This window comes from Pseudomonas sp. FG6, assembly GCF_057809015.1.
The window spans coordinates 41,803-63,745 of the sequence record NZ_JBMDJD010000020.1; the positions used below are offsets into that span (position 1 = coordinate 41,803).

A 21,943-nucleotide genomic window follows, 5' to 3' on the forward strand; every position below is an offset into this window, starting at 1 on the left:
ACTCAGGTTCACAGTGCACGCCGTTCAAGGATAGGCGCATGGTGCGCCATCAATTCCACGACCCAGTCGATGAACACCCGCAACTTGGCGCTGATGTGGCGGTTCGGCGGATAGGCGATGTAGAGCGGCATCGGGTCGAGTTGCCAATCTTCAAACAGAGGAACCAATGCGCCTGACGCTGCATGGGGCTTGGACATGTACTCGGGCAGCCAGAAAATGCCCAGCCCGGCCAAACCGGCCGCGAGGTAGGCGTTGCCGTCATCGATGGCCAGCGCATAGCGCCCTTTGACGTGAAGCTGCTCACCGTTACGGCGCATCGCGTAGGGCAAGGATTTACCGGTGCGAGCCCACAGGAAACCCACAGTGCGATGGTGCGACTCTTCCAGCTCTCGCGGATGCGTGGGCAGGCCAAACCGTGCCAGGTAACTCGGCGCGGCGAAGACGCCGAGGGCAAGATCGCCGACGCGCCGGGCGATCAGCGACTGATCCCTCAACTCACCGCCGCGCACCACGCAATCGACGCTTTCATCGATCATGTCGACGATGCGGTCGCTCACGCCCATGTCGATCTGGATGTCCGGGTATCGCTCGTAGAACGCCGGCAGCGCAGGTATCAGAATCAGCGCGGCCAACGGGCTCGGCACGTCCACTCGCAACCGTCCCCGGGGCAACGTCGAGGCGTCGGACAGGCTGGTCTCGGCATCGTCCAGGTCGGCCAGCACGCGGATGACCCGTTCGTAATAGGCAGCGCCGTCGGCAGTGACGTTGACCTTGCGCGTGGTGCGGTTGAGCAACTTGACCCGCAGGCGCGCCTCCAGTTGCTGCACCAGCTGGGTCACGGTGGTCTTGCTCATGTGCAGCGTCTCGGCCGCCTTGGTGAAACTGCCCGCCTCCACCACGCGGGCGAAGGCCTGCATCGCGTCAAAACGGTCCATCGCGGCTCCCATTGTTTGGATTCGGCAAACAGTGATCGCCAAGGTTGCTCGTTTATCGCCCCGGCACAAGCCCCTAGAGTGAAACTTCGTTGATTTCGGGTCGGGTTCGACCCCTTTGATGGAGAACACCCATGACACAGCGCGATGTAGTTTTCCCGCCCGGGCGCCAAACCCTGTATGAGCGCAATCGCTATTCGCCGGCGATTCGTTCCAATGGTTTCCTGTTCGTATCGGGGCAAGTCGGGAGTACCGAGGACGGGTCGCCGGAGGCCGACCTGCAGGATCAGGTTCGACTGGCATTCAACAACCTGAAGGCGATACTTGCCGCGGCCGATTGCAGTTTTGACGATGTGGTCGATGTGACGGTGTTCATGGTCGATCCGCCGTCGACCTTCGAGCGGATCTGGAGCGTCGTGCCCGAGTTCTGGGGCAACGCACCGCATCCGACGCTCACGGCGGTGGGCGTGACGTGGCTGTATGGGTTTCAGTTCGAGATCAAGGTGATTGCACGGTTGCCTGAATGATTGGCTGGCTTGGGGAAGGTGTTGGATGGGCCGGCGCTATCGCGAGCAAGCTCGCTCCCATATGGGTTCTGCGGCAGAGCGCAGGCAATCGTGGCGAGGGAGCTTGCTCCCGCTCGGCTGCGCAGCAGTCGCAAAACCGGGCAATACAATCTGCCTGAAGGAAGGCTGGGGCCTGCTTCACAGGCCAGCGGGAGCAAGCTCCCTCGCCACAGGGGAGGTATGGGCTGGCTGGAATGATCGGAAGTGAGCACCAGAAAAACCTGTGGGGGGTTAGCCTTTCAGTGCTGCTTCAATCGCCGCAATGTCGATCTTGGTCATGCCCATCATGGCATCGAAGGCGCGCTTGGCAGCGGCTTTGTCCGGGCTGCTGACCGCATCGAGCAGTACCCGCGGGGAGATCTGCCACGACAGCCCCCACTTGTCCTTGCACCAGCCACACACACTGGCCTCGCCGCCGTTATCGATGATCGCGTTCCAGAAACGGTCCGTCTCGGCCTGGTCCTCGGTGGTGACTTGAAAAGAAAAGGCCTCGCTGTGCTTGAACGTCGGGCCACCGTTCAGCCCGACACAAGGGATGCCCATCACGGTGAACTCCACCGTCAGCACATCGCCCTGCTTGCCCGAGGGATAGTCGCCCGGCGCGTGGTGGACGGCTTGCACGGCGCTGTCGGGGAAGGTCCTGGCATAGAACTCGGCCGCCTCCTGGGCGGTGCCGTCGTACCAGAGGCAGATCCTGTTCTTATTGTTCATCCGGGTTCTCCAAACGGGGGACTGGACGGTGAAGTCTAGCAGCGCCCGCCATTGCTCCGTTGTTTCGGTACGAACGGTCTATTCCAGGGAACTATCGACCGGCCACGCCAAGAAACTGATCGACGGCCGCTAAAACAGCTTCCGGAGCTTCGCGATGGGGCATGTGGTGGCAGTCCTCGATGATCAGGTATTCACCACCGACGGCCGAAAGCGCGGCGATACGCACCGGATGCACGACCGATCCGTATTCATCGTGGCGGCCATGGATGGCTAACACCGGGCAATGGATCACGTCGATACCGCGCTCAATCGTCCACGCCTTGAAGCCTTGCGAAAGCCAGGTGCAGGTCCAGGCAGACAGCACCCATAGCGCCTTGTCTGCGTGGTATTTCTCAAGGCGTTGCAGCTGTGCCGGCTGTTGAAAAAGTACCTCGGCCACTCGTATGCCTTGCAGCGTCCGATCCTCGACAAAGGCCTGCGCCGACAGCGTGATCAGGGCTGTGCAGTTCTGCGCGAACAAGGATGCGCATGCCGCGGCCATGGCACCTCCGACGCTATGGCCCAGCACGACAAACTTCTCTATCGAGAGCCTGGCCCTCAGACACGCGAAGAAGCGCTCGGCTTCATCACGGACAAAGTGCAGCGGCAGTTGCCCAGCGTAAGCATCGGATCGTCCGAAGCCGAGTCGATCATAGGCGATCACTTCACGTCCGGTGACCTGGCAAAGCCGCTCGGGAAAGTCACGCCACAGCGCAACGCAGCCTAGCGAGTCATGGAACAGCAGGATGGGGGGCTTTGCCTTGTCACTGGCGGCACCTGTCGGGATCCAGCGACAACAAAACAATCGTCCGTCTGGTGTATCGATCCAGAACATCTCTGTACTGATGGATAGGTGCATCGAGACCTCGTCAGAATTTCAGCCGGCTAAAAGAAAACGCAACACACCCGTCGTAGATACCGCAATCAGCACGACCGGCAGAATCGGCAAACGTGTGGCGGCGAGCAGCGTCAGCGCCAGCGCTATCGAATCGGCGGGGTTGGCGCTGGCGAACTTGGGTGCAATAACCGCGATCAACACGCACCCCGGTGCGGCCTGCAACACTTCCTGCATAACCGGGCTCAAGGTGCGGTTGCGCAGCACTACGAAGCCCAGCACGCGAGTCAGATAGGTCACGCTTGCCATCGCCACGATGGTCAACAACACGGAACTATCGATCATGACCTGGCCCAGAGGTAGGCGCTGATCAATCCGGCCGAGGTGCCTGCAAGCACATACCATCCCCCCGGAATCAGCCAATAGAACAATGCGGCCGTCACCAGACTGAACAGCCACGGCACCGCCGCATGGACGCCGCGCCACATGCCCCGAAGCAGCACGAGGAATACCGCGGCAAACGCCATGTCGAAACCGTAGGTATGCAGATCGCCCAGCACAGGCCCGACAGCAGCGCCGAGGGCGGTGAAGATCACCCAGGTCAACCACAGGCACAGCGACACACCCAGGTAATAAGCCAGGCTGAAGTGCGGTTGACCCAGGCGGTTTTTGGCGTGCTGCGCATCGGCCAGGCCCATGGCCCAGCTTTCGTCGCACATGAAAAACAACGACGGCAGCACTTTTTTCAGAGGAAGGTGCTTCAGGTAAGGGGCCAGTGTCGCCCCCATGAGCAGATGCCTACTGTTAACCAGCAATGTCATCGCCACGATGACCAGCACTTGCACAGGCGACGCCCAAAGTTCAATGGCGGCGAACTCCGAACCGCCACCGAAGTTCAGTCCGGTCATCAGCGCCACTTCCTGCACACTCAAGCCTTTTTGCGCAGCTTGCGCGCCCAATACCAGGGCGAACGGCACGAACCCCAGCAGCACGGGGCGGGCTGCTTTGGCGCCGCGCAGCAGTTCGTCTTGAGTGGCCCTTTCGTCTGCGGCCAACAGGGTCAAATCGTTTTCAATCATCACGCACCTCTCTGAGGTGCTGATTATTCCAGCCTCCCGGCAGAATTTGATTGCCAAGACGGGGTCAATCGCAGAAAAATTGGCATTTGATATCACTGAACCTATTCACTGTAGAATTCTATGCCCATGACGCTTGACGCCATCGATCGCCGAATCCTGAGAGCCCTGCAACGCGACGGTCGCTTGCAGAATCTTGAGCTAGCCAAACAGGTCGGCCTTTCCCCTTCACCCTGCCTGAGACGTGTGCGGCTGCTGGAAGAGTCCGGGGTCATCGAGCGCTATGTCGCGTTGGTCAACCCACTGAAGGTGGACGCGGCCGTCACGCTGTTTGTCCGCGTGTGGCTGACCGGCCAGGATGAGGTCACGGTGGATCGTTTCGTCGACGCCGTGCGCGAGCTCCCCCAGGTATTGGAATGTCACCTGATGGCGGGCGATTGTGATTTTCTGTTGCGCGTGGTGGCCTCCGACCTGGAGGCCTATCGACAATTCCAGATCAAGCACTTGGCACGCATTAAAGGCGTACAGAATCTGAAGACCGAAATCCCGATGCAGAAGATCAAGCTGACAACCGAGTTGCCGATCTAGCCTGCCTGAAACGCCGCGATGACGGGGCACCGCGGCGGTTGGATGAAAGCAAGCGCCTATCAGGTAAACAGATCCACGCCCAACTGGAACGCCACCCACAACGCCAGGCCGGTGGCAAAGGCCAGGGCGATGTTCTCGAACAGGTTGTTGCGGTATTCCTTGCCGTAGCGCCCCCGGCGCTCGGGCCCTGTCCAGCCCATCTGGCGCATGACGTACGGATGCACGAAGTTGGCAATCGAGCCCGCCACCGCACCGTTCACCGAGACCGCTACCAGCAACGCACCGTGCACGCCTTCGTCGGGCGGGGTCACGCTACCGCTCGATTGACCCTGGTATGACGCTTCGGCAAACAACGCCCTAAACAACACGCGCCTTCCTCGGTAGGATGTCCGGCCTTCGAACTGGCCCCAGCCTCCGGAATTGCCCTGATGATCCTGATCGTTTACGCCCACCCCTACCCCGACCAATCGCGGGTCAACCGGCAGATGCTCGAGCGGGTCGCCAGCAATCCGGACGTGGTCATACGCTCGCTCTACGCGCTCTATCCGGATTTCGACATCGACGTCGAGGCGGAACAGCGCGCCGTCGAACAGGCACACATGGTCGTCCTCCAGCACCCGATGTACTGGTACAGCATGCCCCCGCTCTTGAAACTGTGGATCGACAAAGTATTCACCCACGGCTGGGCCTATGGCAGGGGCGCCGTGGCCCTCAAGGGCAAGCGCCTGCTGTGGGCTGTCACCACCGGTGGCGAACAGGATCATTTCCAGATCGGCGCCTACCCGGGCTTTTCGGCGTTGGCCCAACCCCTGCAAGCCACGGCCATCTACTGCGGCATGCGCTGGCTGGAGCCGGTGGTCGTGCATGGCGCGTACGCCGCCGAGTCCGAACCCCTACGCACCCAAATCGAACATTACGGCGAACGCCTGGCCTCCGGGAAGGAAGACTGAAATGGAGACGCACAGCCTGATTGAAATGCTGATCTACCTGGCCTCGGCGACGTTGATCGTACCGATTGCCGTTCGGTTTGGCCTGGGCCCGGTGTTGGGTTACCTGCTGGCCGGGTGCATCATCGGCCCGTGGGGGCTGAAGCTGATTACCGATGTAAAGGCCATCTTGGAATTCGCCGAAATCGGCGTCGTGCTGATGCTGTTCATCATCGGCCTTGAGCTCGATCCCAAACGGCTCTGGGCCCTGCGCAAGATGGTGTTCGGTGGCGGTGCCCTGCAGATGCTCGCCTGTGGCGCTGCCATTGGCTTGTTCTGCACGGCCCTTGGCCTGAACTGGACGGCAGCGCTGCTGGTCGGTCTGACCCTGAGCCTGTCCTCCACGGCCATCGCCATGCAGGCAATGAGCGAACGCAACCTGACCGCCACCGCCGTGGGTCGCAGCAGTTTCGCAGTGCTGTTGTTCCAGGACATCGCGGCGATTCCGCTGGTGGCGATGATTCCGTTGTTGTCGGCCCACGGCGACACGCCTTCGGGCACGGCGCTGTTGCTATCGATTGGCAAAATCGTCGCCGCCATCGCCATCGTCGTGCTGTTGGGGCGCTACGTGACACGACCACTGCTGCGCTTCGCCGCGCGGTCAGGCTTGCGGGAGATTTTCAGTGCCGTGGCGCTTTTCCTGGTATTCGGCTTCGGCTTTCTGCTGGAGGAAGCCGGTTTGTCGATGGCCATGGGTGCGTTCCTCGCCGGGGTCCTGCTCGCCAGCTCTGAATACCGACATGCGCTGGAAAGCGACATCGAGCCGTTCAAAGGCCTGCTGTTGGGCTTGTTTTTCATCGGTGTCGGCATGTCGATCGATTTCGGCACCCTGATCAACGCACCGCTGAAAGTCATCACCCTGACCTTGGGTTTCATCCTGATCAAGCTGCTCGTGATCAAGTTGGCGGGCCGATTCCTCAACGTCCCCGCCGGCCAGCGCTCCTGGCAGGCAGTGTTGCTGGGCCAGGGCAGCGAATTCGCCTTCGTGGTGTTTGGCGCGGCGACCGTGGCCGGCATCCTGACCGATCAATGGGGCAAGAGCCTGACCCTGGCGGTGGCCTTGTCCATGTGCCTGACGCCCTTGCTGATCGTGTTGCTGGATCGGTTCGAGTCCGTCGCCAAGAAAAACAAACGCGAATCCGACCTGGTCGACCAGCAGAATCCACGGGTGATCATCGCCGGGTTCGGGCGTTTCGGGCAGATCGCGGGGCGTCTGTTGATGTCCTGCGGCGTCGAGGTGGTGGTATTGGATCACGACCCTGACAACATCGAGACGCTGCGTAAATTCGGCGTGAAAGTCTTTTATGGCGATGCCACGCGCCTCGACTTGCTGCATGCGGCCGGCGCGGCCCAAGCGGTGGTGTTGATCAACGCGATCGACAATCAGGAAGACAATCTGACGCTGACCCGGCTGGCCCGGGAACACTTCCCCGCGTTGCAACTGATCGTCCGTGCGCGGGACATGGGGCACCTCATCACCCTGCGACAGATGGGCGTGGAGGCAGCCGAGCGGGAAACTTTCGAGAGCGCATTGTCATTGGGCCGCAGTGCGTTGGAGCGCATGGGCGTCGGGGCTTACGAGGCCCGCGAGCGGGCCGGCCAGTTCCGACGGCTGAACCTCAAGATGCTGGAGGAAATCGTCGCCCAGCCGGAAGACGATCTCAAATTCCGCCACGATGCCTATCAACGCGCCAATGCGCTGCTCACGGAGATGTTCAACGAAGACCGGGCGCATCCTGTCGATAGCTGGCCTGAGCATCATCGCAATGAGACGGATAAGAGCGAAGCCTGAAAACACACCTGTGGCGAGGGAGCTTGCTCCCGCTCGGCTGCGAAGCAGTCGTGAATCGGCGGGGCGGTGTGTCTGATGCTCGCATTCGGCAGGTTTTGGGGCCGCTTCGCGACCCAGCGGGAGCAAGCTCCCTCTCCACGGGGTTGCCGACTGCCTTAAGTGAACAGCATTGCCCTCATGGCGTAGGTCTACGTTGTTGCCCGCTCAGACCAGACCGTCCAACTCGGCCAGCATCGGCGCAGGGATGGTCAGCTCACTCGCCGTGAGGTTTTCCCGCAGGTGCGCCAGGGACGACGTACCAGGAATCAGCAAGAGATTCGGCGCGCGTTGCAGCAACCACGCCAGCGCAACGCACAGGGGGGATGCTTGCAGGCGCTCCGCCACGCTCGAAAGGGTTTGCGACTGCAACGGTGTAAAGCCACCCAGCGGGAAGAACGGCACATAGGCAATGCCCTGCTCGCCCAGCTCAGCGATGAGTCGTTCGTCGTCGCGATGGGTCAGGTTGTAGTGGTTCTGCACGCAAACGACGTTCGCGATGCCCTGGGCCTGCTTGACCTGTGAGGCCGTGACGTTGCTCAGGCCCAGGTGGCGGATGAGACCCTGGCGCTGCAACTCGGCCAGCGTCGTGAACGATTGCTCGATGGAATTTTCCGTGGGTGAATGCAGGTCGCCCCACACCCGCAGGTTGACTACATCCAATATATCCACGCCCAGGTTGCGCAGATTGTCGTGGACCGCACGGGTCAACTCGGCGGGGCTGTGGGCCGGGTTCCAGGACGCATCAGCACCGCGAACGGCACCGACCTTGGTCACGATGACCAGGTCTTGGGCGTATGGGTGCAGCGCTTCACGGATCAACCGGTTGGTGACGTGAGGCCCGTAGAAATCGGCGGTATCGATGTGGTTGACCCCGCAGGCCAGTGCTTCGCGCAGCACGGCGATGGCGACTGTCGGGTCTTTTGGCGGGCCGAACACGTTGGAGCCCGCCAGTTGCATCGCGCCATAGCCCATGCGATTGACCGTGCACTCGCCCAGTAAAAAGCTGCCCGCCTTGCCTGCAATGTTCATCTCGTCGCTCTCGGATCAATGTGAGTGGGCCGACTATAGGCGTTGACCACTCCATTGATAATCAGGTGCAATCAGCACGGGCTGTACGGTGGAGAGAACAATGGCGACAGATATTCAAGACTTGCTGGCCTTCATGGCCGTGGTCAATGCGAAGGGTTTTCGCGAAGGTGCGCGGGTGAGTGGCAAGTCCGCCTCGAGCCTGAGCGATGCCGTACGGCGGATGGAAAGCCGGCTCGGCGTGCGCCTGCTCAACCGCACCACCCGCAGCGTGGTCCCCACCGAGGCCGGTGCCCGGTTGATGGAACGCATCGTTCCGGCGCTGGGCGAGGTCGAGGCGGCGATGGACGTGGTCAACGACTTTCGCGACCGCCCTTCGGGCACGCTCCGGCTGAACGTGCCGGTCAGCGCCGCTCGGTTGGTGTTGCCTGCGATCATCACGCCGTTCTTGAAGAGCTACCCCGACATTCGCCTGGAGGTGGTTGCCGAAGAGAGTTTCGTCGACGTACTCGCCGCCGGTTGTGACGCCGGCATCCGCTACGACGACCGCCTTGAGCAAGACATGATCGCCCTCCCCATCGGCCCGCGCTTCCAACGCTTTGCCACCGCTGCTTCACCGGCGTACCTCAACGCCAGGGGCCGCCCCGAACACCCACGGGACCTGCTTGAACACGCCTGCCTGCGAGGCAAATTCGCCAGCGGCGCCATGCCACTCTGGGAGTATGAACGTGACAGCGAAACCGTCAGCGTCGACCCGAGCGGTCCGTTGATCTTCCACGTGGCCGGCGCGGTGGATTTGGCAATACAAGCCGCGGTGGATGGGCTGGGCGTGATCTATCTGTTCGAGGACTGGTTGAAGCCCCACCTGGACAGCGGCGCCCTGGAACCGGTGCTCGAACCCTGGTGGCAACCCTTCACCGGACCGTTCCTGTACTACCCTGGACGCCGCTACCTGCCCTCGCCATTGCGGGCTTTCGTGGACTTCATCCATGCACAACGGGTGGGCGTTAGCTGATCCCTGTGGGAGCGGGCTTGCTCGCGAAGTCGGCGGCACATCCAATATCGATGCAAGCTGACACTCCGCTATCGCGAGCAAGCCCGCTCCTACACTGGTTCGGCGGTGCATGGGGGATTGATGGTCGGCCACATGGAGTTCTGCGATAAGCCGCAATGGGCGGTAAACTGCGGCGGTCGTTTTTTCCAGCATGAGGCTTTGCATGACTAACCCAGACATCACGTTCATCCCGGATCCGGATGCGGACTCCATTTCCTCCGACGTCGCCGGCTTTGGTGGCCTGTTGGTTTCCACTCAAATCCCTACCCGCGCCGACGGTAGCCTGGAACTGGGCGACATCACGCTGCAGAGCGAGTGCACGCTGCAAGCACTCAAGACCGCCCTGGAGCGCGCCGGCAGTTCCATGGACCGAGTGTTGCACCTGACCATCTACCTGACCGACATGGCCGATCGCGCTGCATTCAACGAAGTCTACAAACGTTTCTTCGCCAAGCCCTGGCCGGTTCGCGCCGCCGTGGGCGTGGCGGCGTTGGCGGTCGAGGGGATGAAAGTGGAAGTGACGGCGATGGCGGCGAAGGGCTGAGCGGGCAGTAAGCGCTTTTGTGGCGAGGGAGCTTGCTCCCGCTGGACTGCGCAGCAGGCCCCAGTTTTTTGTTTCAACGCAAAATTTCTTGGGGCGGCTTCGCCACCCAGCGGGAGCAAGCTCCCTCGCCACAAAAACCAGGCATGTCCCAAATGCGCGTTATGCGGCAAAACTGTCATTTACGCACCTAGCCCGGGCTTCACAGCCTGTTTACAGTGCACCGCTTTCCATTCTGGCGGCGTACCCATGAATCTCTGGTTCCGACTGTTGTTGATGCTGTTCCGTCGTCCCTGGCGCAAGCCGACGAAGCCCTTGGACACCACCGTGGTACGCATGCGTGTGTGGCCGCTGGACCTGGACCTCAACCGTCACGTCACCAATGGCCGCTATTTCACCCTGGCGGATGTTGGCCGCATGGATTACGTGCTGCGCAGCGGTGCCTATAAAGTGGCGCTGCGCAACCGGGCGGTGCCTATCGTCGGGGATGTCTGGGGCAAGTTTCGGCGCGAGCTGAAGGTGTTCGAAGCGTTCGAGGTGCATACCCGGATACTCGGCTGGGATGACAAGTGGATTGTCATGGAACACCGGTTCGTGAGCCGGGGACGCGCGGTGGGCGTGGTGATCATGCGCGGTCTGTTCCGGTCGAGGCGAGGCACGGTGGCACCGGGTGAATTCGTCCGCGAACTGGGGCTGGCCGAACAATCACCGATCATGCCGCAATGGCTGACGGACTGGTCGCATAGCTGTGATGAATTGAGCCTGGCGCTTCGACAAGAGGAAGGCTCCGACCTCGCCTAGCCGCCCCTGCGCCATCGTTGCACGGATCCCCTTCTATACTCTTCTGCCAATCCCCCCGGGGGGCCTGCACTTCCAACAATAAAAAGCAGAGGTGGAACATGGTCTGGCAACAAGTCTACGATCCCTTCGGTAATGCAGTGCTGTCCACGCTCCTGGCGGCGGTTCCGGTGGTGGTGATGCTGGCGTCCCTGGCGTTCTTTCACGTCAAGGCACACCTGGCGGCGTTGCTGGCCCTGGCCTCGGCCTTGCTGATCGCAATCTTCGCCTTCGGCATGCCCGCCGGCATGGCCGGTTCGGCGGCGCTCTATGGTGCAGCCAACGGACTGCTGCCCATTGGCTGGATCGTGCTCAACATCATCTTCCTGCACCGCCTGACCACCGAGAACGGCTCGTTCAAGGTCCTGCAAGATTCCCTGGCGCGCATTACCGACGACCGACGCCTGCAACTGCTGCTGATCGCCTTCTGCTTCGGTGCCTTTTTCGAGGGCGCGGCCGGCTTCGGCACCCCGGTGGCGGTGACCGGCGCGATCCTGATCGGGCTCGGTTTTTCACCCCTGGCGGCCTCGGGCCTGGCGCTGATCGCCAACACCGCGCCGGTGGCGTTCGGCGCCCTGGGCACGCCGATCATCACCCTGGCCAAGGTCACCGGGCTGGATGAAATGGAACTGTCGATGATGGTGGGACGGCAACTGCCGTTTTTTTCCGTGATCGTACCGTTCTGGTTGATCTGGGCCTTCGCCGGGTGGCGCAAGATGCTGGAGATCTGGCCGGCGATCCTGGTGGCTGGCGTCAGCTTCGCCATCCCGCAATTCCTGGTCTCCAACTTTCACGGACCGATGCTGGTGGACGTCATCGCCGCGCTGATTTCCATGGCCTGCCTCACCCTGTTCCTCAAGGTCTGGAAGCCGGCCACGGTGCACACGTCCGCCGCGCTGTCAGGGCGACACGATGACTCGAAAGTCGAGGCCAGCGAGGCTGACAACACCGTTGTCAGCGGCGCTTTTTCCAGCGACAACCGCCCCGCGGTGCTGCGGGCCTGGATGCCGTGGATCATCCTCACGGTGTTCGTGTTCGCCTGGGGCACCCAGGGCTTCAAGAACCTCTTCGATACCCGCCCGACGCTCGACCCGCAGACCCAATCGGTCAAGCTCGACCCACAAGGCAAGCCGATGCGCGAGGCGAACCCGATCTTCTCGCCGCTGGTGACCTTCGGCACCATCCATCAGCAGATCGAAAAAGTCCCGCCCGTGGTCCCTCAGCCTAAAACCGAAGAAGCGATCTACAAGTTCAACTGGTTCACGGCCACCGGCAGCGGCATCTTCCTGGCGGCGATTCTCGGTGGCTTGTTGATGGGCTATTCCATCCCGCAACTGCTGCACCAGTACCTGCGAACCCTATGGGTGGTGCGCTATTCGCTGATCACCATCGTGGCGATGCTGGCGCTGGGGTTTCTCACGCGCTATTCCGGCCTGGACGCGACCATGGGCCTGGCCTTCGCCGCCACGGGCATTTTCTATCCGATGTTCGGCACGCTGCTGGGCTGGCTCGGCGTGGCGCTGACCGGTTCGGACACGGCCTCGAACGTGCTATTCGGCGGCCTGCAACGGGTCACGTCCGAACAATTGGGCCTGAGCCCGGTGCTGATGGCGGCGGCCAACAGTTCCGGCGGGGTGATGGGCAAGATGGTCGATGCCCAGTCGATCGTGGTCGCCTCCACCGCTACGCGCTGGTACGGCCATGAAGGGGAAATCCTGCGCTACGTGTTTTTCCACTCAGTGGTGCTGGCGATTCTGGTGGGCGGGCTGGTGACGTTGCAGGCGTATGTGGCGCCGTTCAGTCATATGGTGGTGGGCGGACATTGACGGGGGGCATCTTGGCAGATGCTGTTGTGGCGAGGGAGCTTGCTCCCGCTCGATTGCGCAGCAATCGCAAGATAAGGACTGCTTCGCAGTCCAGCGGGAGCAAGCTCCCTCGCCACAGGTAAGCTCGCCTACCTTTGAAGCAGGGTTTTACTGAGCGTTCTTCAGCTTGACCACATCACCGGACACGGTGGTGGTGTAGCCGTTCAGGACCCAGGCCCAGAACCAGCTTTCCTGCACTTGGGTGTTGATCATGGCGTCGCCGCCTTTCGCCTTGATCGCCTCATCCTGGGCACGCACAAAACGGCTGTTCTGACGAATCGGGATAAAGCCGAACAGCATCAGGCCGGTGGCCTTCGCTTCACTGTGGCCGACAACGGTGTATTGGCTGCTGTCGTACTGCTGGGTTTTCATCGGGGCGCCGGTGCAGCCCGCCAGGGTCAGGCCGAGCAGTGCGCTGGCGACAACTTTGCTGAGGTGGTTCATTGAATACTCCATGAAGAAACGCCCGGGATCCATCTCTCGGGCGGCGGTACTCTACCCCATCAGCATCAAGTTGACATCATCCGCGCGCCACCGGCCAAATCGCTCCCGAGGCTCATCCCAGAGCCGTCCGTCAGTTGCCCATCCAGCGAAACAGACCCTCGTCGATAACTTAGATACCGCGCCAAGGAAGGCAGTACAGCCTGTGCTGGCCGAAAACCGAGAGCGTGTAATCATGATTGACCTGACTGTCTGGAACATAACCCTTCCCGTACAAACCCCGGCACAAATCGTGGCGACCAAAGCCATGCCGACCCTGAAAAACCCGTATTTCGACAATAACGGCCAGCGGATCATCTTCTGGGCGCCGGTCACCGGTTCGCATACCGGTAAGAGCGAGTTTCCGCGCTCCGAGCTGCGCGAGACCGGTAAAGACGGCAAGTCGCGCAACTGGCGTTACAACAGCGGCGTCAACACCCTCAAGGGCACGCTGTCTGTGAACCAGGTGCCTTCCGAGGGCCGCGTGGTGGTGGCGCAGATCCACGCCAAGGACGCCGCCGCACCCTTGTTGAAACTGGTGTACCGCTACGCCAAGGGCACCGGCAACATCGACGTGGAGTATCGCGTCAAACCCAAGGACCTGAAGAGCCCGGTGATCTTCAGCGTGCCGAACATGGCGCTGAACAAGGTCTTCACCTACTCCCTGCAGATGGACAAACAGGGCAAGTTGACGGTGCTGATCAACAACCTTGGCAAGCAAGTGCAGTTGGACCCGTCCTGGTATGGCTACGACTTCTATTTCAAGGCCGGCGTCTACACCCTGGACAATGTCGGCTATTCGAACGAAGGCGGGAAAGTGACCTACACCAAACTGGACGTCAGTCACCCATGACTGACGCCCGGCGTGGTGAACGGTTACAACCTGAAGATCAGTTGCTTCATCCAGCAAACGTCGCCCCACGGGTATTCACGAACAGCGAATACAACGAGTGGCTCCCGGCCATGAACAGCCGATTGCCTTCCCGACCGCCGAAGCAGATGTTGGGGCAGCGCTCCGGCAATGAGATGTGCCCGATAGCCTTGCCTTCAGGGTTGAACACGCGCACGCCATCGAGCTTTTCCAGATCCGCCTTGGGATCGCCATTGCCACCCCAACCGCACCAGAGGTTGCCGCTCTCGTCGCATTTGATCCCGTCGATGGCCGCGTAATCCAAGCCTTCGATGTGTTTGCGCCGCTCGCCCAGGGTGCCGTCGTCCTTCACCGTGATCGCCCAGATCAGGCGATTGGGCTTGGCCCGGCCTTCGACCACGTAGAGGGTCTTCTCATCCGGGGAAAAACACAGCCCGTTCGGCCCCGCCAGGTCGTCGATCACCCGGCTGACCTTGCCCGTTTCACCGTCGATGCGGTACACCGCGTGGGGTTGGGAAGGCGTGATCTTGTGCCCTTCATAGTTGTTGCCGGTCTGGAACGGTGGGTCGGTGAACCAGACCGAACCGTCACGCTTGCACACGATGTCGTTGGGCGAATTGAAAGGCTTGCCGTCGAAGCTGTCTGCCAGCACGGTGAGGCTGCCGTTGTGCTCGGTGCGAGTGATGCGCCGCCCTTCACTGGAGGTGGTCGAGCCTTCGCACACCAGCAATCGCCCCTGGCGGTCGCGGCACATGCCGTTGGAGAAGTTCGAGTTCTCGCGGTAGACCGACAGGCCGCCGGTAATTTCATCCCAGCGCACGATGCGGTTGTTGGGGATGTCGCTCACCAGCAGGTAACGACCGTCACCGACCCACACCGGCCCTTCCGCCCAGCGCAGGCCAGTGGCGAGCTTTTCCACACTGGCGTTGAAAAGGCGCAAGTCCATGAAGCTGGGGTCAAGGATATTGATCAGCGGGTCCGGGTAACGTTGGCTCAGCGGCTCGGCCTCGGCAAGCGCCGGCAGATTGCCCAGGGTGGCGGCCGCGGCCGAGACCACCAGGGATTTTTTCAGGAAGACCCGGCGGCCCTGATCGGCGCCGATTGCAGCTTGCGAAGCATCCATCGTGTGTTTCTCCGTTATTTATTATTGGACGGGGACATTGTTTTACTATCTGGTAGGACATCGTACAAGAAGCTCACGCAGGCCTGAAGATTTAAGTCTTCGCCGCCCTGAAACTTGTCCCCGAACCCACAGTCCTACCCCAGCCGAGAAAACCTCACCGGCCCACGGCGAGGCGTTTCCCGGTGGATCGGTGCCAAGCCTGGCGCCATGGCAATTCCCCTCTTGAGCCGTTCGTCCCATGCGCCACCCTGTTCGCTCTTGCCGTTTCGTTTCGCTGTGCCTGCTTGTCCTCTCGCCTTTGTTTGCCAGCCCCGCCAACGCCCGCGGCGAACGGCAACTGGCGGACGCCATCAACGATTACCGGAGCCAGTCCCGCCGATGCGAATGGCACACCGTGCGCGCGTCCCCGCCGTTAGCGCTGAGGTCCAGCCTGGAACTGCCGATCGGCTTTCGGGGTGGCCTGCGCGAGAGCCTCAAGGACGCCGGCTATCAAGCCCAGGCCGTGCGCAGCATTCGCCTGACTGACGCGCGGGACGCCGAGGAAGCCTTCGACATGCTGGCGGACGAACATTGTTCAGCCCTGCTGGATAACCAATACACCGACATTGGCATCAACCGGGTCGGTGATGAATGGCGGGTGGTGCTGGCACAGTCCATGGGGGGCCGGATGACCGACGCGGCCTCGGCCAACAAGACGTTGTTGGCCCAGGTCAATGCCGCCAGGGCACAGTCGCGCCTGTGCGGCCGCCAGCGCTTCGCCGCCACGCGACCATTGAGTTGGAATGGCGCCCTCGGCACCGCCGCCCAGGGACACAGCCGGGCCATGGCCCGCGGCAACTATTTCGCCCACCAGGACCCGGATGGCCGCTCGGTCGCCGACCGCGCCAAGAGCGCGGGTTATCGCGGGCGCAAGCTGGGCGAGAACATCGCCGCCGGGCAAGGCTCGCCGAACCAGGCCATGCGCGACTGGCTGGCTAGCCCCGGCCATTGCGCGAACCTGATGAACCCGATGTTCACCCAGATGGGCGCAGCGTCCGCGACCGACTCAAGCAGCGATGCGGGGATCTACTGGACGATGGTGTTCGGCGCGCCTTGAGCACCGCCAGGAATGAACCAACGCAATGTTGTGGTTGGAGGGATGTTGTGGCGAGGGAGCTCGCTCCCGCTGGGGTGCGCAGCAGCCCTCGCTTTTTGCGGTCGCTACGCCCGAGGCGTCGGACCGACCGAGCGGGAGCAAGCTCCCTCGCCACAGGTCTGTCCCAAGCCAAACCACAAATCTGGCTTGCCACCGGTCCAGGCATCGGATAGCGGCTACAGGTGAATCTCACCCGCCGGCACCACATCGATCCGCGAAACCGCGCTGCTCAACCGTCCCAGTCGATTGTTGTGGTTGGCGATAATCTGCTCGGCCGCCATGCTGCCGTTGTCCACGGTGGAATGGGCGTCGGCCACCAAGACCACGTCGTACCCCAGGGCATGGGCCTGGCGCACGGTGGCGTTGACGCAATAGTCGGTCTGCAACCCACAAACCACCAACCGGTCGATGCCTCGGGCTTGCAACAGCGGTTGCAGGTCTGTCTGGTAGAAAGCGTCCGGCGTGGTCTTGCGTACCCGCAGGTCATGGGCAGCGGTCAGTAGGCCATCGGCCAGTTGCCAGGCATCGGTGCCGTGCACCAGCGAGCCTTGCAGCTCTTCGTGCTGGATCAGGATCACCGGCAAGCCGAGTGCCCTGGCTTTGGTACTGAGGTCGTTGATGGTCCGGATAACGCGCTGGACGTCGAAGCATTCTTCTTCGCCGCTGCACAGCGCGTTCTGGACATCGATGATCAGCAATGCGGTGTTCATGACCTTCCCTCTTCAAACAGTATCGCTGCCGCGCAGCGACTCGATAACCCAGCGACAACCCGGTGTTGCAACGGAGAGCGCTTCAAGGGCCATAGGCAGTATGGCCCGGTTTGCATAACACGCCTGTTTCTCGTCGAGCGGCTTACGTCAGGATCGTTCTTTGGGATAGGCTCCTGGGGTTGGTCTTCCACACATTAGGACATCGTCAATGACGCTACGAATCGAACGCACGGACGCGCCCACCGACGAAGAACGCCAGGCCATCCTCGCCCCGCTGCGCGCCTACAACACGGCCAAGACCGGTGGAACGACGCCCGAACTGGTTGCCTGGCTGGTGCGCGACGAACACGACGCCATCGTTGGTGGACTGTACGGCCGGGTATTTTTTCGCTGGCTGTACATCGAACTGCTGGTGGTGCCGGAACAGGCCCGGGGCCAAGGCACGGGCTCGACCCTGATGCAAATGGCCGAAACCCTGGCCAGGGAGAAGAACTGCGTGGGCATCTGGCTGGACACCTTCGACTTCCAGGCACCAGAGTTCTACCGCAAGCACGGCTTCACGCCCATCGGCCAGATCGATGACTATCCGCCAGGGCACCAGCACTTCTTCTTCCAGAAGCGCCTGGCCGACTGAAACGCAGATCCCTGTAGGAGCGGGCTGCGGTGAATGGAAGTCTTTCGGTCGCATCGCAACCCTTGTGGGAGCGAGCCTGCTCGCGATAGCAGGCACCTCGGTCTATCTGCTTATAGACACGTCGCCAACGCCGCCAACCGGCGCTTGGCCACGAAGTCGTCGTGCTTGGCGTAATAGCTCAACGTGGTACCGCTGGCATCCGTCGCCAGGTCGACAAACGATTCGGCCGAGCGCGTGTAGACCGTCGACCCGCCCTTCCTGCCCGGTTGCAGGTAAGCGCCGGCATCCACGCCGAACACCGCTTCGTCTTCCCAGGCGAATTTCACGCACTGGGCCACGTTCTGTTCCGGCTTGTCGGAGGTCAATGTCTTGTAAGGGGCCTGGGTCCTGGCCTGTTCCATCACCGAACCCGCGCAACCGGCCAACAGGGTTGCAGCCAGGGCCACCGTCAACGTTCGCATTGCATTCACTCATCGGGAAAAAAAGCGGACTGTAGCACTGCGCCCACCCATAAAGCTTTATCATGGCCGCAGTTTTGCTGACCGGGTCCGTCATGAAATTCGCCATCGCGCTGTTTTCCGCCGCCCATGCGCCCTCCTCCCGCCGTGCCTTGCTGTTTGCCCAGGCGGCGCTGGCGGGTGGACATGAGATCGTGCGGCTGTTTTTCTACCAGGACGGCGTCTATAACGCCTGCGCCAGTGTCGTCACACCCCAGGATGAACAGGACCTGCCCCAGCAATGGCGCACGTTCGTGCGCGACAACCAGCTCGACGGCGTGGTCTGCATCGCGGCGGCACTACGCCGTGGCGTGCTGAACGACGAAGAGGCCCAGCGCTACCAGCGCTCGGCCGTCAGCGTCGAAGCGCCCTGGACCTTGTCCGGGCTCGGCCAATTGCACGATGCGATCCAGGACGCCGACCGCCTGATCTGCTTTGGAGGTGCATGATGGCCAAGTCTTTATTGCTCATTAGCCGCCAGGCCCCATGGTCCGGCCCAGGCGCCCGGGAAGCGCTGGACATCGTCCTGGCCGGCGGCGCCTTCGACCTGCCCATCGGCCTGCTGTTTCTCGATGACGGCGTGTTCCAGCTCACCGCCGGCCAGAACGCCAAGGCTGTCCAGCAAAAGGATTTGAGCGCCAACCTGCAGGCGTTGCCGATGTTCGGCGTCGAGGACCTGTACCTCTGCGCCGACAGCGCCGCCGAACGCGCAATCGCCACCGATGCCCTGGCGCTGGAGGGTGTGACCGTGCTGACCGCATCGGACATCGCCGCGCTCATTGACCGCTACGACCAGGTGATCACCCTCTGATGTCGACCTTGCATGTGTTGTCTCATTCGCCCTTCGGCGATAACCGCCTCGCCAGTTGCCTGCGGGTACTGGGCAAACAGGATGCGCTGCTGCTGTGCGGCGACGCGACGTATGCGTTGCAACCGGGCAGCCCACCGTTCGAAGCACTGCAGGCCGCCGGCGTGAATCTGTTCGTGCTCGCCGAAGACCTCCAGGCTCGCGCCCTGGACACGCCCGACTGGGCCGAAGCCATCAACTATTCGGGTTTCGTCGAGTTATCGATCGAACACGACAAGGTCAACACCTGGTTATGAAGACGCTGAACGTGGGCGAACGCACCCTCGCGCTGGACAAGGACGGCTACCTGGCCGACCGCAAGGACTGGTCGACCGACGTAGCGACCGCCCTGGCGGCCGTCGAAGACATCGAACTGAGCCCAGAACACTGGGAGATCCTCGAACTGCTGCGCAGCTTCTACGACGAATTCCAGCTGTCCCCCGCGACCCGGCCGCTGATCAAGTACGCTGCGCTGAAATTGGGCACGGACAAAGGCAACAGCCTGCACCTGAACCGACTGTTCAAAGGCACTCCCGCCAAACTCGCCGCCAAGCTGGCGGGCCTGCCCAAACCGACGAATTGCTTATGACCGATCTTGCACCGCTGACCCTCGAGACTCCGGCCGAACACCCGTTCGCCCAATTCGTGCGCATCCTTGGCAAAGGCAAGCGCGGCGCCCGCAACCTGACCCGCGAAGAAGCGCGCGAGGCCATGGGCCTGGTGCTCGACGAAAAGGTCGAGGACACCCAACTGGGCGCCTTCCTGATGCTGTTGCGGCACAAGGAAGAAAGCGCCGAAGAGATGGCCGGTTTCACCCAAGCCCTGCGTGAGCGCCTGGTGATCCCGGCGCTGGCGGTGGACCTCGACTGGCCGACCTACGCTGGCAAGAAACGCCACCTGCCGTGGTACCTGCTGGCGGCCAAGTGCCTTGGGCAGAACGGCGTGCGGATCTTCATGCACGGTGGCGGCGCCCACACCGCCGGCCGGCTCTACACCGAACAACTGTTGGGGTTCTTGCAGATCCCGCTGTGCCGCGACTGGCAACAGGTCGGCAACGCCCTGGACAACGGTGGCCTGGCCTTCATGCCGCTGGTGGACTGGGCGCCGCAAATGCAGCGCATGATCGACCTACGCAACACCTTGGGCCTGCGCTCGCCGATCCACTCCCTGGCGCGGATCCTCAACCCGCTGGCCGCTCGTTGCGGTTTGCAAAGTATCTTCCATCCGGGCTACCAGGCCGTGCATCGCGAGGCCAGCGGCTTGCTCGGTGATACCGCCATCGTCATCAAGGGCGACGGCGGCGAAATCGAGATCAACCCGGATGCCGACAGCCACCTGTATGGCACCACGGGTGGCGTGAGCTGGGACGAGGAATGGCCGCGACTGGCCGAGCAACGCCACGTCAAACCGGAGAGCCTCGACCCCGAGCACTTGAAAGCCATTTGGCGCGGCGACGTTGAAGACAGCTATCCGCAACTGGCCTTGATCGCCACCATGGCTTTGGCCCTGCGTGGCCTGGGTGATACTCGCGAAGAAGCGTTCGACAAGGCCCGCCAGTATTGGGAGGCGCGGGATAGATCGATCTGATCGATCATAAACGCCCAACCTTTGCGCTTTTAGTTCGAACCTATCGGAATAGACTCACCTCCAACGTTTATTGGCGAGGAGAGCGAGATGGGTTTGTTAGTCGAGGGCCGCTGGCAGGACCGGTGGTATGAGAGCAAGGACGGCACGTTCCAGCGCGAACAGGCGCAACGCCGTCATTGGATCACGGCTGACGGCAGCAGCGGGTTTGCCGCAGAGGCCGGGCGCTACCACTTGTACGTGTCCCTGGCCTGTCCCTGGGCCCATCGCACGCTGATTGTCCGCAAGCTCAAGGGCCTGGAAGACCTGATCGACGTCTCGGTGGTCAGCTACCTGATGCTGGAAAACGGCTGGACCTTCGACCAGGCCCACGGCTCTACCGGCGACAAACTGGATAACCTGAACTTCCTGCACCAGCGCTACACCGCCGACACGCCGGACTACACGGGTCGCGTTACTGTTCCGGCCCTTTGGGACATACGCCAACAGCGCATCGTCAACAATGAATCGGCGGAAATCATCCGCATGTTCAACAGCGCCTTCGATGGCCTGACCGGCAACCACCTCGACCTCTACCCCGAACACCTGCGCGGCACCATCGATGCACTCAACGAGCGGATCTACCCGGCGGTGAACAACGGCGTCTACCGCGCCGGTTTCGCTACTGCCCAAGCCGCCTATGAAACCGCCTTCGACGAGCTGTTTGCCGAACTGGACCGGTTGGATGCGTTACTGCAAACCCGGCGCTACCTGGCCGGCGAATACCTGACCGAGGCCGACATCCGGCTGTTCACCACCCTGATTCGTTTCGACGCGGTGTATTTCGGGCACTTCAAGTGCAACCTGCGGCGCATCGCCGATTACCCGAACCTGTCGAACTGGCTGCGGGAGCTGTACCAGTGGCCGGGGATTGCCGAGACGGTGGACTTCACTCACATCCAGGGGCACTACTACGGCAGCCACAAGACCATCAACCCTAATGGGATCGTGCCCAAGGGGCCGTGGCAGGATTTTGGGGTTGCCCATGATCGGGAGCGGTTGTTGGGGAAAGGGATTTGGCTTGGGGCTGGGGATTGATCCAGGATTTTTATTGCCTTTGAAGACCAATCGCGAGCAGGCTCGTTCCCACAGTGGACCGTGTACAGCCACAGATTCATGGTTAGACGCGATCAACT

At 61.9% G+C, this 21,943-nt stretch carries 27 protein-coding genes and 1 pseudogene; 17 read left to right on the plus strand and 11 right to left on the minus strand.

From position 1 onward, the window contains the following. Positions 1-8: 8 nt before the first annotated feature. Positions 9-935 (minus strand): LysR family transcriptional regulator, encoded by a 927-nt coding sequence (locus ACODSJ_RS14865; RefSeq protein ID WP_489102448.1) that lies wholly within the window; start codon positions 933-935, stop codon positions 9-11. A gap of 131 nt (positions 936-1,066) precedes the next feature. Here ACODSJ_RS14865 and ACODSJ_RS14870 point away from each other — a divergent pair, with 131 nt between their 5' ends. After that, complete coding sequence (locus tag ACODSJ_RS14870) at positions 1,067-1,459, plus strand: RidA family protein (RefSeq protein ID WP_489102449.1); 393 nt, start codon at positions 1,067-1,069, stop codon at positions 1,457-1,459. A gap of 270 nt (positions 1,460-1,729) precedes the next feature. Here ACODSJ_RS14870 and ACODSJ_RS14875 read toward each other — a convergent pair whose 3' ends face one another. From ACODSJ_RS14875 to ACODSJ_RS14890, 4 genes are all read right to left on the minus strand, one after another. Next, on the minus strand, positions 1,730-2,209 hold the full coding sequence (locus ACODSJ_RS14875; RefSeq protein ID WP_489102450.1) for a VOC family protein: 480 nt from the start codon (positions 2,207-2,209) through the stop codon (positions 1,730-1,732). Positions 2,210-2,300: 91 nt separating this feature from the next. After that, positions 2,301-3,107 carry an alpha/beta fold hydrolase gene (locus ACODSJ_RS14880; protein WP_489102451.1) on the minus strand — a complete coding sequence of 269 codons (807 nt, stop codon included), beginning with the start codon at positions 3,105-3,107 and terminating at the stop codon, positions 2,301-2,303. An 18-nt stretch (positions 3,108-3,125) separates the two neighbouring features. After that, the gene (locus tag ACODSJ_RS14885; RefSeq protein WP_489102452.1) at positions 3,126-3,428 is read right to left on the minus strand and encodes an AzlD family protein; all 303 of its coding nucleotides are present in this window, start codon (positions 3,426-3,428) and stop codon (positions 3,126-3,128) included. Next, entirely contained in the window at positions 3,425-4,162 is a 738-nt protein-coding gene (locus ACODSJ_RS14890) for an AzlC family ABC transporter permease (protein ID WP_489102453.1), read from the minus strand. Before ACODSJ_RS14890 ends, ACODSJ_RS14885 begins: the two co-directional genes overlap by 4 nt. Positions 4,163-4,288: 126 nt before the next feature. Between ACODSJ_RS14890 and ACODSJ_RS14895 the strand changes: the two genes are divergently transcribed. Next, complete coding sequence (locus ACODSJ_RS14895) at positions 4,289-4,747, plus strand: Lrp/AsnC family transcriptional regulator (RefSeq protein ID WP_489102454.1); 459 nt, start codon at positions 4,289-4,291, stop codon at positions 4,745-4,747. Between the two features lie 178 nt (positions 4,748-4,925). Here ACODSJ_RS14895 and ACODSJ_RS14900 read toward each other — a convergent pair. Continuing rightward, positions 4,926-5,064 (minus strand): annotated as a pseudogene (locus ACODSJ_RS14900) (Nramp family divalent metal transporter); the annotation flags it as partial. A gap of 111 nt (positions 5,065-5,175) precedes the next feature. Between ACODSJ_RS14900 and kefF the strand changes: the two are divergent. Both kefF and kefC read left to right on the plus strand, forming a co-directional pair. Then, the gene (gene kefF / locus ACODSJ_RS14905) at positions 5,176-5,697 is read left to right on the plus strand and encodes a glutathione-regulated potassium-efflux system oxidoreductase KefF (RefSeq protein WP_489102455.1); all 522 of its coding nucleotides are present in this window, start codon (positions 5,176-5,178) and stop codon (positions 5,695-5,697) included. A gap of 1 nt (position 5,698) precedes the next feature. Then, positions 5,699-7,525, plus strand: coding sequence for a glutathione-regulated potassium-efflux system protein KefC (kefC, locus tag ACODSJ_RS14910; RefSeq protein ID WP_489102456.1), 1,827 nt, complete (start codon positions 5,699-5,701; stop codon positions 7,523-7,525). Positions 7,526-7,729: 204 nt separating this feature from the next. Here kefC and ACODSJ_RS14915 read toward each other — a convergent pair whose 3' ends face one another. Next, the gene (locus tag ACODSJ_RS14915) at positions 7,730-8,593 is read right to left on the minus strand and encodes an aldo/keto reductase family oxidoreductase (protein ID WP_489102457.1); all 864 of its coding nucleotides are present in this window, start codon (positions 8,591-8,593) and stop codon (positions 7,730-7,732) included. A gap of 100 nt (positions 8,594-8,693) precedes the next feature. Between ACODSJ_RS14915 and ACODSJ_RS14920 the strand changes: the two genes are divergently transcribed. From ACODSJ_RS14920 to ACODSJ_RS14935, 4 genes are all read left to right on the plus strand, one after another. Continuing rightward, on the plus strand, positions 8,694-9,605 hold the full coding sequence (locus ACODSJ_RS14920) for a LysR family transcriptional regulator (RefSeq protein ID WP_489102458.1): 912 nt from the start codon (positions 8,694-8,696) through the stop codon (positions 9,603-9,605). Positions 9,606-9,807: 202 nt separating this feature from the next. Further along, positions 9,808-10,188, plus strand: coding sequence for a RidA family protein (locus ACODSJ_RS14925; protein ID WP_489102459.1), 381 nt, complete (start codon positions 9,808-9,810; stop codon positions 10,186-10,188). Positions 10,189-10,434: 246 nt separating this feature from the next. Further along, positions 10,435-10,986, plus strand: coding sequence for an acyl-CoA thioesterase (locus tag ACODSJ_RS14930; protein ID WP_489102460.1), 552 nt, complete (start codon positions 10,435-10,437; stop codon positions 10,984-10,986). 98 nt (positions 10,987-11,084) lie between these two features. Further along, positions 11,085-12,848, plus strand: a complete 1,764-nt coding sequence (locus ACODSJ_RS14935; protein WP_489102461.1) for an L-lactate permease — start codon at positions 11,085-11,087, stop codon at positions 12,846-12,848. Between the two features lie 147 nt (positions 12,849-12,995). Here the strand turns inward: ACODSJ_RS14935 and ACODSJ_RS14940 are convergent, their stop codons facing one another. Further along, complete coding sequence (locus tag ACODSJ_RS14940) at positions 12,996-13,331, minus strand: hypothetical protein (RefSeq protein WP_489102462.1); 336 nt, start codon at positions 13,329-13,331, stop codon at positions 12,996-12,998. A 232-nt stretch (positions 13,332-13,563) separates the two neighbouring features. Here ACODSJ_RS14940 and ACODSJ_RS14945 point away from each other — a divergent pair, with 232 nt between their 5' ends. Further along, positions 13,564-14,220 carry a polysaccharide lyase family 7 protein gene (locus ACODSJ_RS14945; RefSeq protein ID WP_489102463.1) on the plus strand — a complete coding sequence of 219 codons (657 nt, stop codon included), beginning with the start codon at positions 13,564-13,566 and terminating at the stop codon, positions 14,218-14,220. 46 nt (positions 14,221-14,266) lie between these two features. On the opposite strand, the gene ACODSJ_RS14950 is transcribed toward ACODSJ_RS14945, so the two are convergent. Next, positions 14,267-15,361, minus strand: coding sequence for an SMP-30/gluconolactonase/LRE family protein (locus tag ACODSJ_RS14950; RefSeq protein ID WP_489102464.1), 1,095 nt, complete (start codon positions 15,359-15,361; stop codon positions 14,267-14,269). 238 nt (positions 15,362-15,599) lie between these two features. On the opposite strand from ACODSJ_RS14950, the gene ACODSJ_RS14955 reads away from it, so the two are divergent. Next, complete coding sequence (locus tag ACODSJ_RS14955) at positions 15,600-16,457, plus strand: CAP domain-containing protein (RefSeq protein ID WP_489102465.1); 858 nt, start codon at positions 15,600-15,602, stop codon at positions 16,455-16,457. Between the two features lie 215 nt (positions 16,458-16,672). On the opposite strand, the gene ACODSJ_RS14960 is transcribed toward ACODSJ_RS14955, so the two are convergent. Then, positions 16,673-17,206: a cysteine hydrolase family protein gene (locus tag ACODSJ_RS14960; RefSeq protein ID WP_489102466.1), complete on the minus strand. Its 534-nt coding sequence runs from the start codon at positions 17,204-17,206 to the stop codon at positions 16,673-16,675. Positions 17,207-17,414: 208 nt separating this feature from the next. On the opposite strand from ACODSJ_RS14960, the gene ACODSJ_RS14965 reads away from it, so the two are divergent. Next, on the plus strand, positions 17,415-17,840 hold the full coding sequence (locus ACODSJ_RS14965) for a GNAT family N-acetyltransferase (protein WP_489102467.1): 426 nt from the start codon (positions 17,415-17,417) through the stop codon (positions 17,838-17,840). A 110-nt stretch (positions 17,841-17,950) separates the two neighbouring features. Here the strand turns inward: ACODSJ_RS14965 and ACODSJ_RS14970 are convergent, their stop codons facing one another. Further along, complete coding sequence (locus ACODSJ_RS14970) at positions 17,951-18,301, minus strand: hypothetical protein (protein ID WP_489102468.1); 351 nt, start codon at positions 18,299-18,301, stop codon at positions 17,951-17,953. A gap of 92 nt (positions 18,302-18,393) precedes the next feature. Here ACODSJ_RS14970 and tusD point away from each other — a divergent pair, with 92 nt between their 5' ends. From tusD to ACODSJ_RS15000, 6 genes are all read left to right on the plus strand, one after another. Continuing rightward, entirely contained in the window at positions 18,394-18,786 is a 393-nt protein-coding gene (gene tusD, locus ACODSJ_RS14975; RefSeq protein ID WP_260961378.1) for a sulfurtransferase complex subunit TusD, read from the plus strand. Beyond that, entirely contained in the window at positions 18,786-19,148 is a 363-nt protein-coding gene (tusC, locus tag ACODSJ_RS14980) for a sulfurtransferase complex subunit TusC (RefSeq protein ID WP_489102469.1), read from the plus strand. Before tusD ends, tusC begins: the two co-directional genes overlap by 1 nt. Continuing rightward, positions 19,148-19,441, plus strand: a complete 294-nt coding sequence (gene tusB / locus ACODSJ_RS14985; RefSeq protein ID WP_489102470.1) for a sulfurtransferase complex subunit TusB — start codon at positions 19,148-19,150, stop codon at positions 19,439-19,441. The genes tusC and tusB overlap by 1 nt, the downstream gene beginning before the upstream one ends. After that, positions 19,438-19,773, plus strand: coding sequence for a TusE/DsrC/DsvC family sulfur relay protein (locus ACODSJ_RS14990; protein WP_489102471.1), 336 nt, complete (start codon positions 19,438-19,440; stop codon positions 19,771-19,773). Before tusB ends, ACODSJ_RS14990 begins: the two co-directional genes overlap by 4 nt. Further along, positions 19,770-20,771, plus strand: a complete 1,002-nt coding sequence (locus ACODSJ_RS14995; RefSeq protein ID WP_489102472.1) for a glycosyl transferase family protein — start codon at positions 19,770-19,772, stop codon at positions 20,769-20,771. The genes ACODSJ_RS14990 and ACODSJ_RS14995 overlap by 4 nt, the downstream gene beginning before the upstream one ends. 87 nt (positions 20,772-20,858) lie before the next feature. Next, positions 20,859-21,845, plus strand: coding sequence for a glutathione S-transferase family protein (locus tag ACODSJ_RS15000; RefSeq protein ID WP_489102473.1), 987 nt, complete (start codon positions 20,859-20,861; stop codon positions 21,843-21,845). Positions 21,846-21,943: the final 98 nt, after the last annotated feature.

Bases quoted from the DNA above. Each gene is read 5' to 3' on its own strand.
- kefC (WP_489102456.1), top strand. From the start codon at position 5,699: ATGGAGACGCACAGCCTGATTGAAATGCTGATCTACCTGGCCTCGGCG.
- ACODSJ_RS14865 (WP_489102448.1), bottom strand. From the start codon at position 935: ATGGACCGTTTTGACGCGATGCAGGCCTTCGCCCGCGTGGTGGAGGCG.
- ACODSJ_RS14950 (WP_489102464.1), bottom strand. From the start codon at position 15,361: ATGGATGCTTCGCAAGCTGCAATCGGCGCCGATCAGGGCCGCCGGGTC.
- ACODSJ_RS14930 (WP_489102460.1), top strand. From the start codon at position 10,435: ATGAATCTCTGGTTCCGACTGTTGTTGATGCTGTTCCGTCGTCCCTGG.
- tusC (WP_489102469.1), top strand. From the start codon at position 18,786: ATGGCCAAGTCTTTATTGCTCATTAGCCGCCAGGCCCCATGGTCCGGC.
- ACODSJ_RS14895 (WP_489102454.1), top strand. From the start codon at position 4,289: ATGACGCTTGACGCCATCGATCGCCGAATCCTGAGAGCCCTGCAACGC.
- ACODSJ_RS14935 (WP_489102461.1), top strand. From the start codon at position 11,085: ATGGTCTGGCAACAAGTCTACGATCCCTTCGGTAATGCAGTGCTGTCC.
- ACODSJ_RS14925 (WP_489102459.1), top strand. From the start codon at position 9,808: ATGACTAACCCAGACATCACGTTCATCCCGGATCCGGATGCGGACTCC.
- ACODSJ_RS14920 (WP_489102458.1), top strand. From the start codon at position 8,694: ATGGCGACAGATATTCAAGACTTGCTGGCCTTCATGGCCGTGGTCAAT.
- ACODSJ_RS14995 (WP_489102472.1), top strand. From the start codon at position 19,770: ATGACCGATCTTGCACCGCTGACCCTCGAGACTCCGGCCGAACACCCG.
- ACODSJ_RS14990 (WP_489102471.1), top strand. From the start codon at position 19,438: ATGAAGACGCTGAACGTGGGCGAACGCACCCTCGCGCTGGACAAGGAC.
- ACODSJ_RS14955 (WP_489102465.1), top strand. From the start codon at position 15,600: ATGCGCCACCCTGTTCGCTCTTGCCGTTTCGTTTCGCTGTGCCTGCTT.
- ACODSJ_RS14970 (WP_489102468.1), bottom strand. From the start codon at position 18,301: ATGCGAACGTTGACGGTGGCCCTGGCTGCAACCCTGTTGGCCGGTTGC.
- tusD (WP_260961378.1), top strand. From the start codon at position 18,394: ATGAAATTCGCCATCGCGCTGTTTTCCGCCGCCCATGCGCCCTCCTCC.
- ACODSJ_RS15000 (WP_489102473.1), top strand. From the start codon at position 20,859: ATGGGTTTGTTAGTCGAGGGCCGCTGGCAGGACCGGTGGTATGAGAGC.
- tusB (WP_489102470.1), top strand. From the start codon at position 19,148: ATGTCGACCTTGCATGTGTTGTCTCATTCGCCCTTCGGCGATAACCGC.
- kefF (WP_489102455.1), top strand. From the start codon at position 5,176: ATGATCCTGATCGTTTACGCCCACCCCTACCCCGACCAATCGCGGGTC.
- ACODSJ_RS14885 (WP_489102452.1), bottom strand. From the start codon at position 3,428: ATGATCGATAGTTCCGTGTTGTTGACCATCGTGGCGATGGCAAGCGTG.
- ACODSJ_RS14945 (WP_489102463.1), top strand. From the start codon at position 13,564: ATGATTGACCTGACTGTCTGGAACATAACCCTTCCCGTACAAACCCCG.
- ACODSJ_RS14940 (WP_489102462.1), bottom strand. From the start codon at position 13,331: ATGAACCACCTCAGCAAAGTTGTCGCCAGCGCACTGCTCGGCCTGACC.
- ACODSJ_RS14875 (WP_489102450.1), bottom strand. From the start codon at position 2,209: ATGAACAATAAGAACAGGATCTGCCTCTGGTACGACGGCACCGCCCAG.
- ACODSJ_RS14880 (WP_489102451.1), bottom strand. From the start codon at position 3,107: ATGCACCTATCCATCAGTACAGAGATGTTCTGGATCGATACACCAGAC.
- ACODSJ_RS14960 (WP_489102466.1), bottom strand. From the start codon at position 17,206: ATGAACACCGCATTGCTGATCATCGATGTCCAGAACGCGCTGTGCAGC.
- ACODSJ_RS14915 (WP_489102457.1), bottom strand. From the start codon at position 8,593: ATGAACATTGCAGGCAAGGCGGGCAGCTTTTTACTGGGCGAGTGCACG.
- ACODSJ_RS14965 (WP_489102467.1), top strand. From the start codon at position 17,415: ATGACGCTACGAATCGAACGCACGGACGCGCCCACCGACGAAGAACGC.
- ACODSJ_RS14890 (WP_489102453.1), bottom strand. From the start codon at position 4,162: ATGATTGAAAACGATTTGACCCTGTTGGCCGCAGACGAAAGGGCCACT.
- ACODSJ_RS14870 (WP_489102449.1), top strand. From the start codon at position 1,067: ATGACACAGCGCGATGTAGTTTTCCCGCCCGGGCGCCAAACCCTGTAT.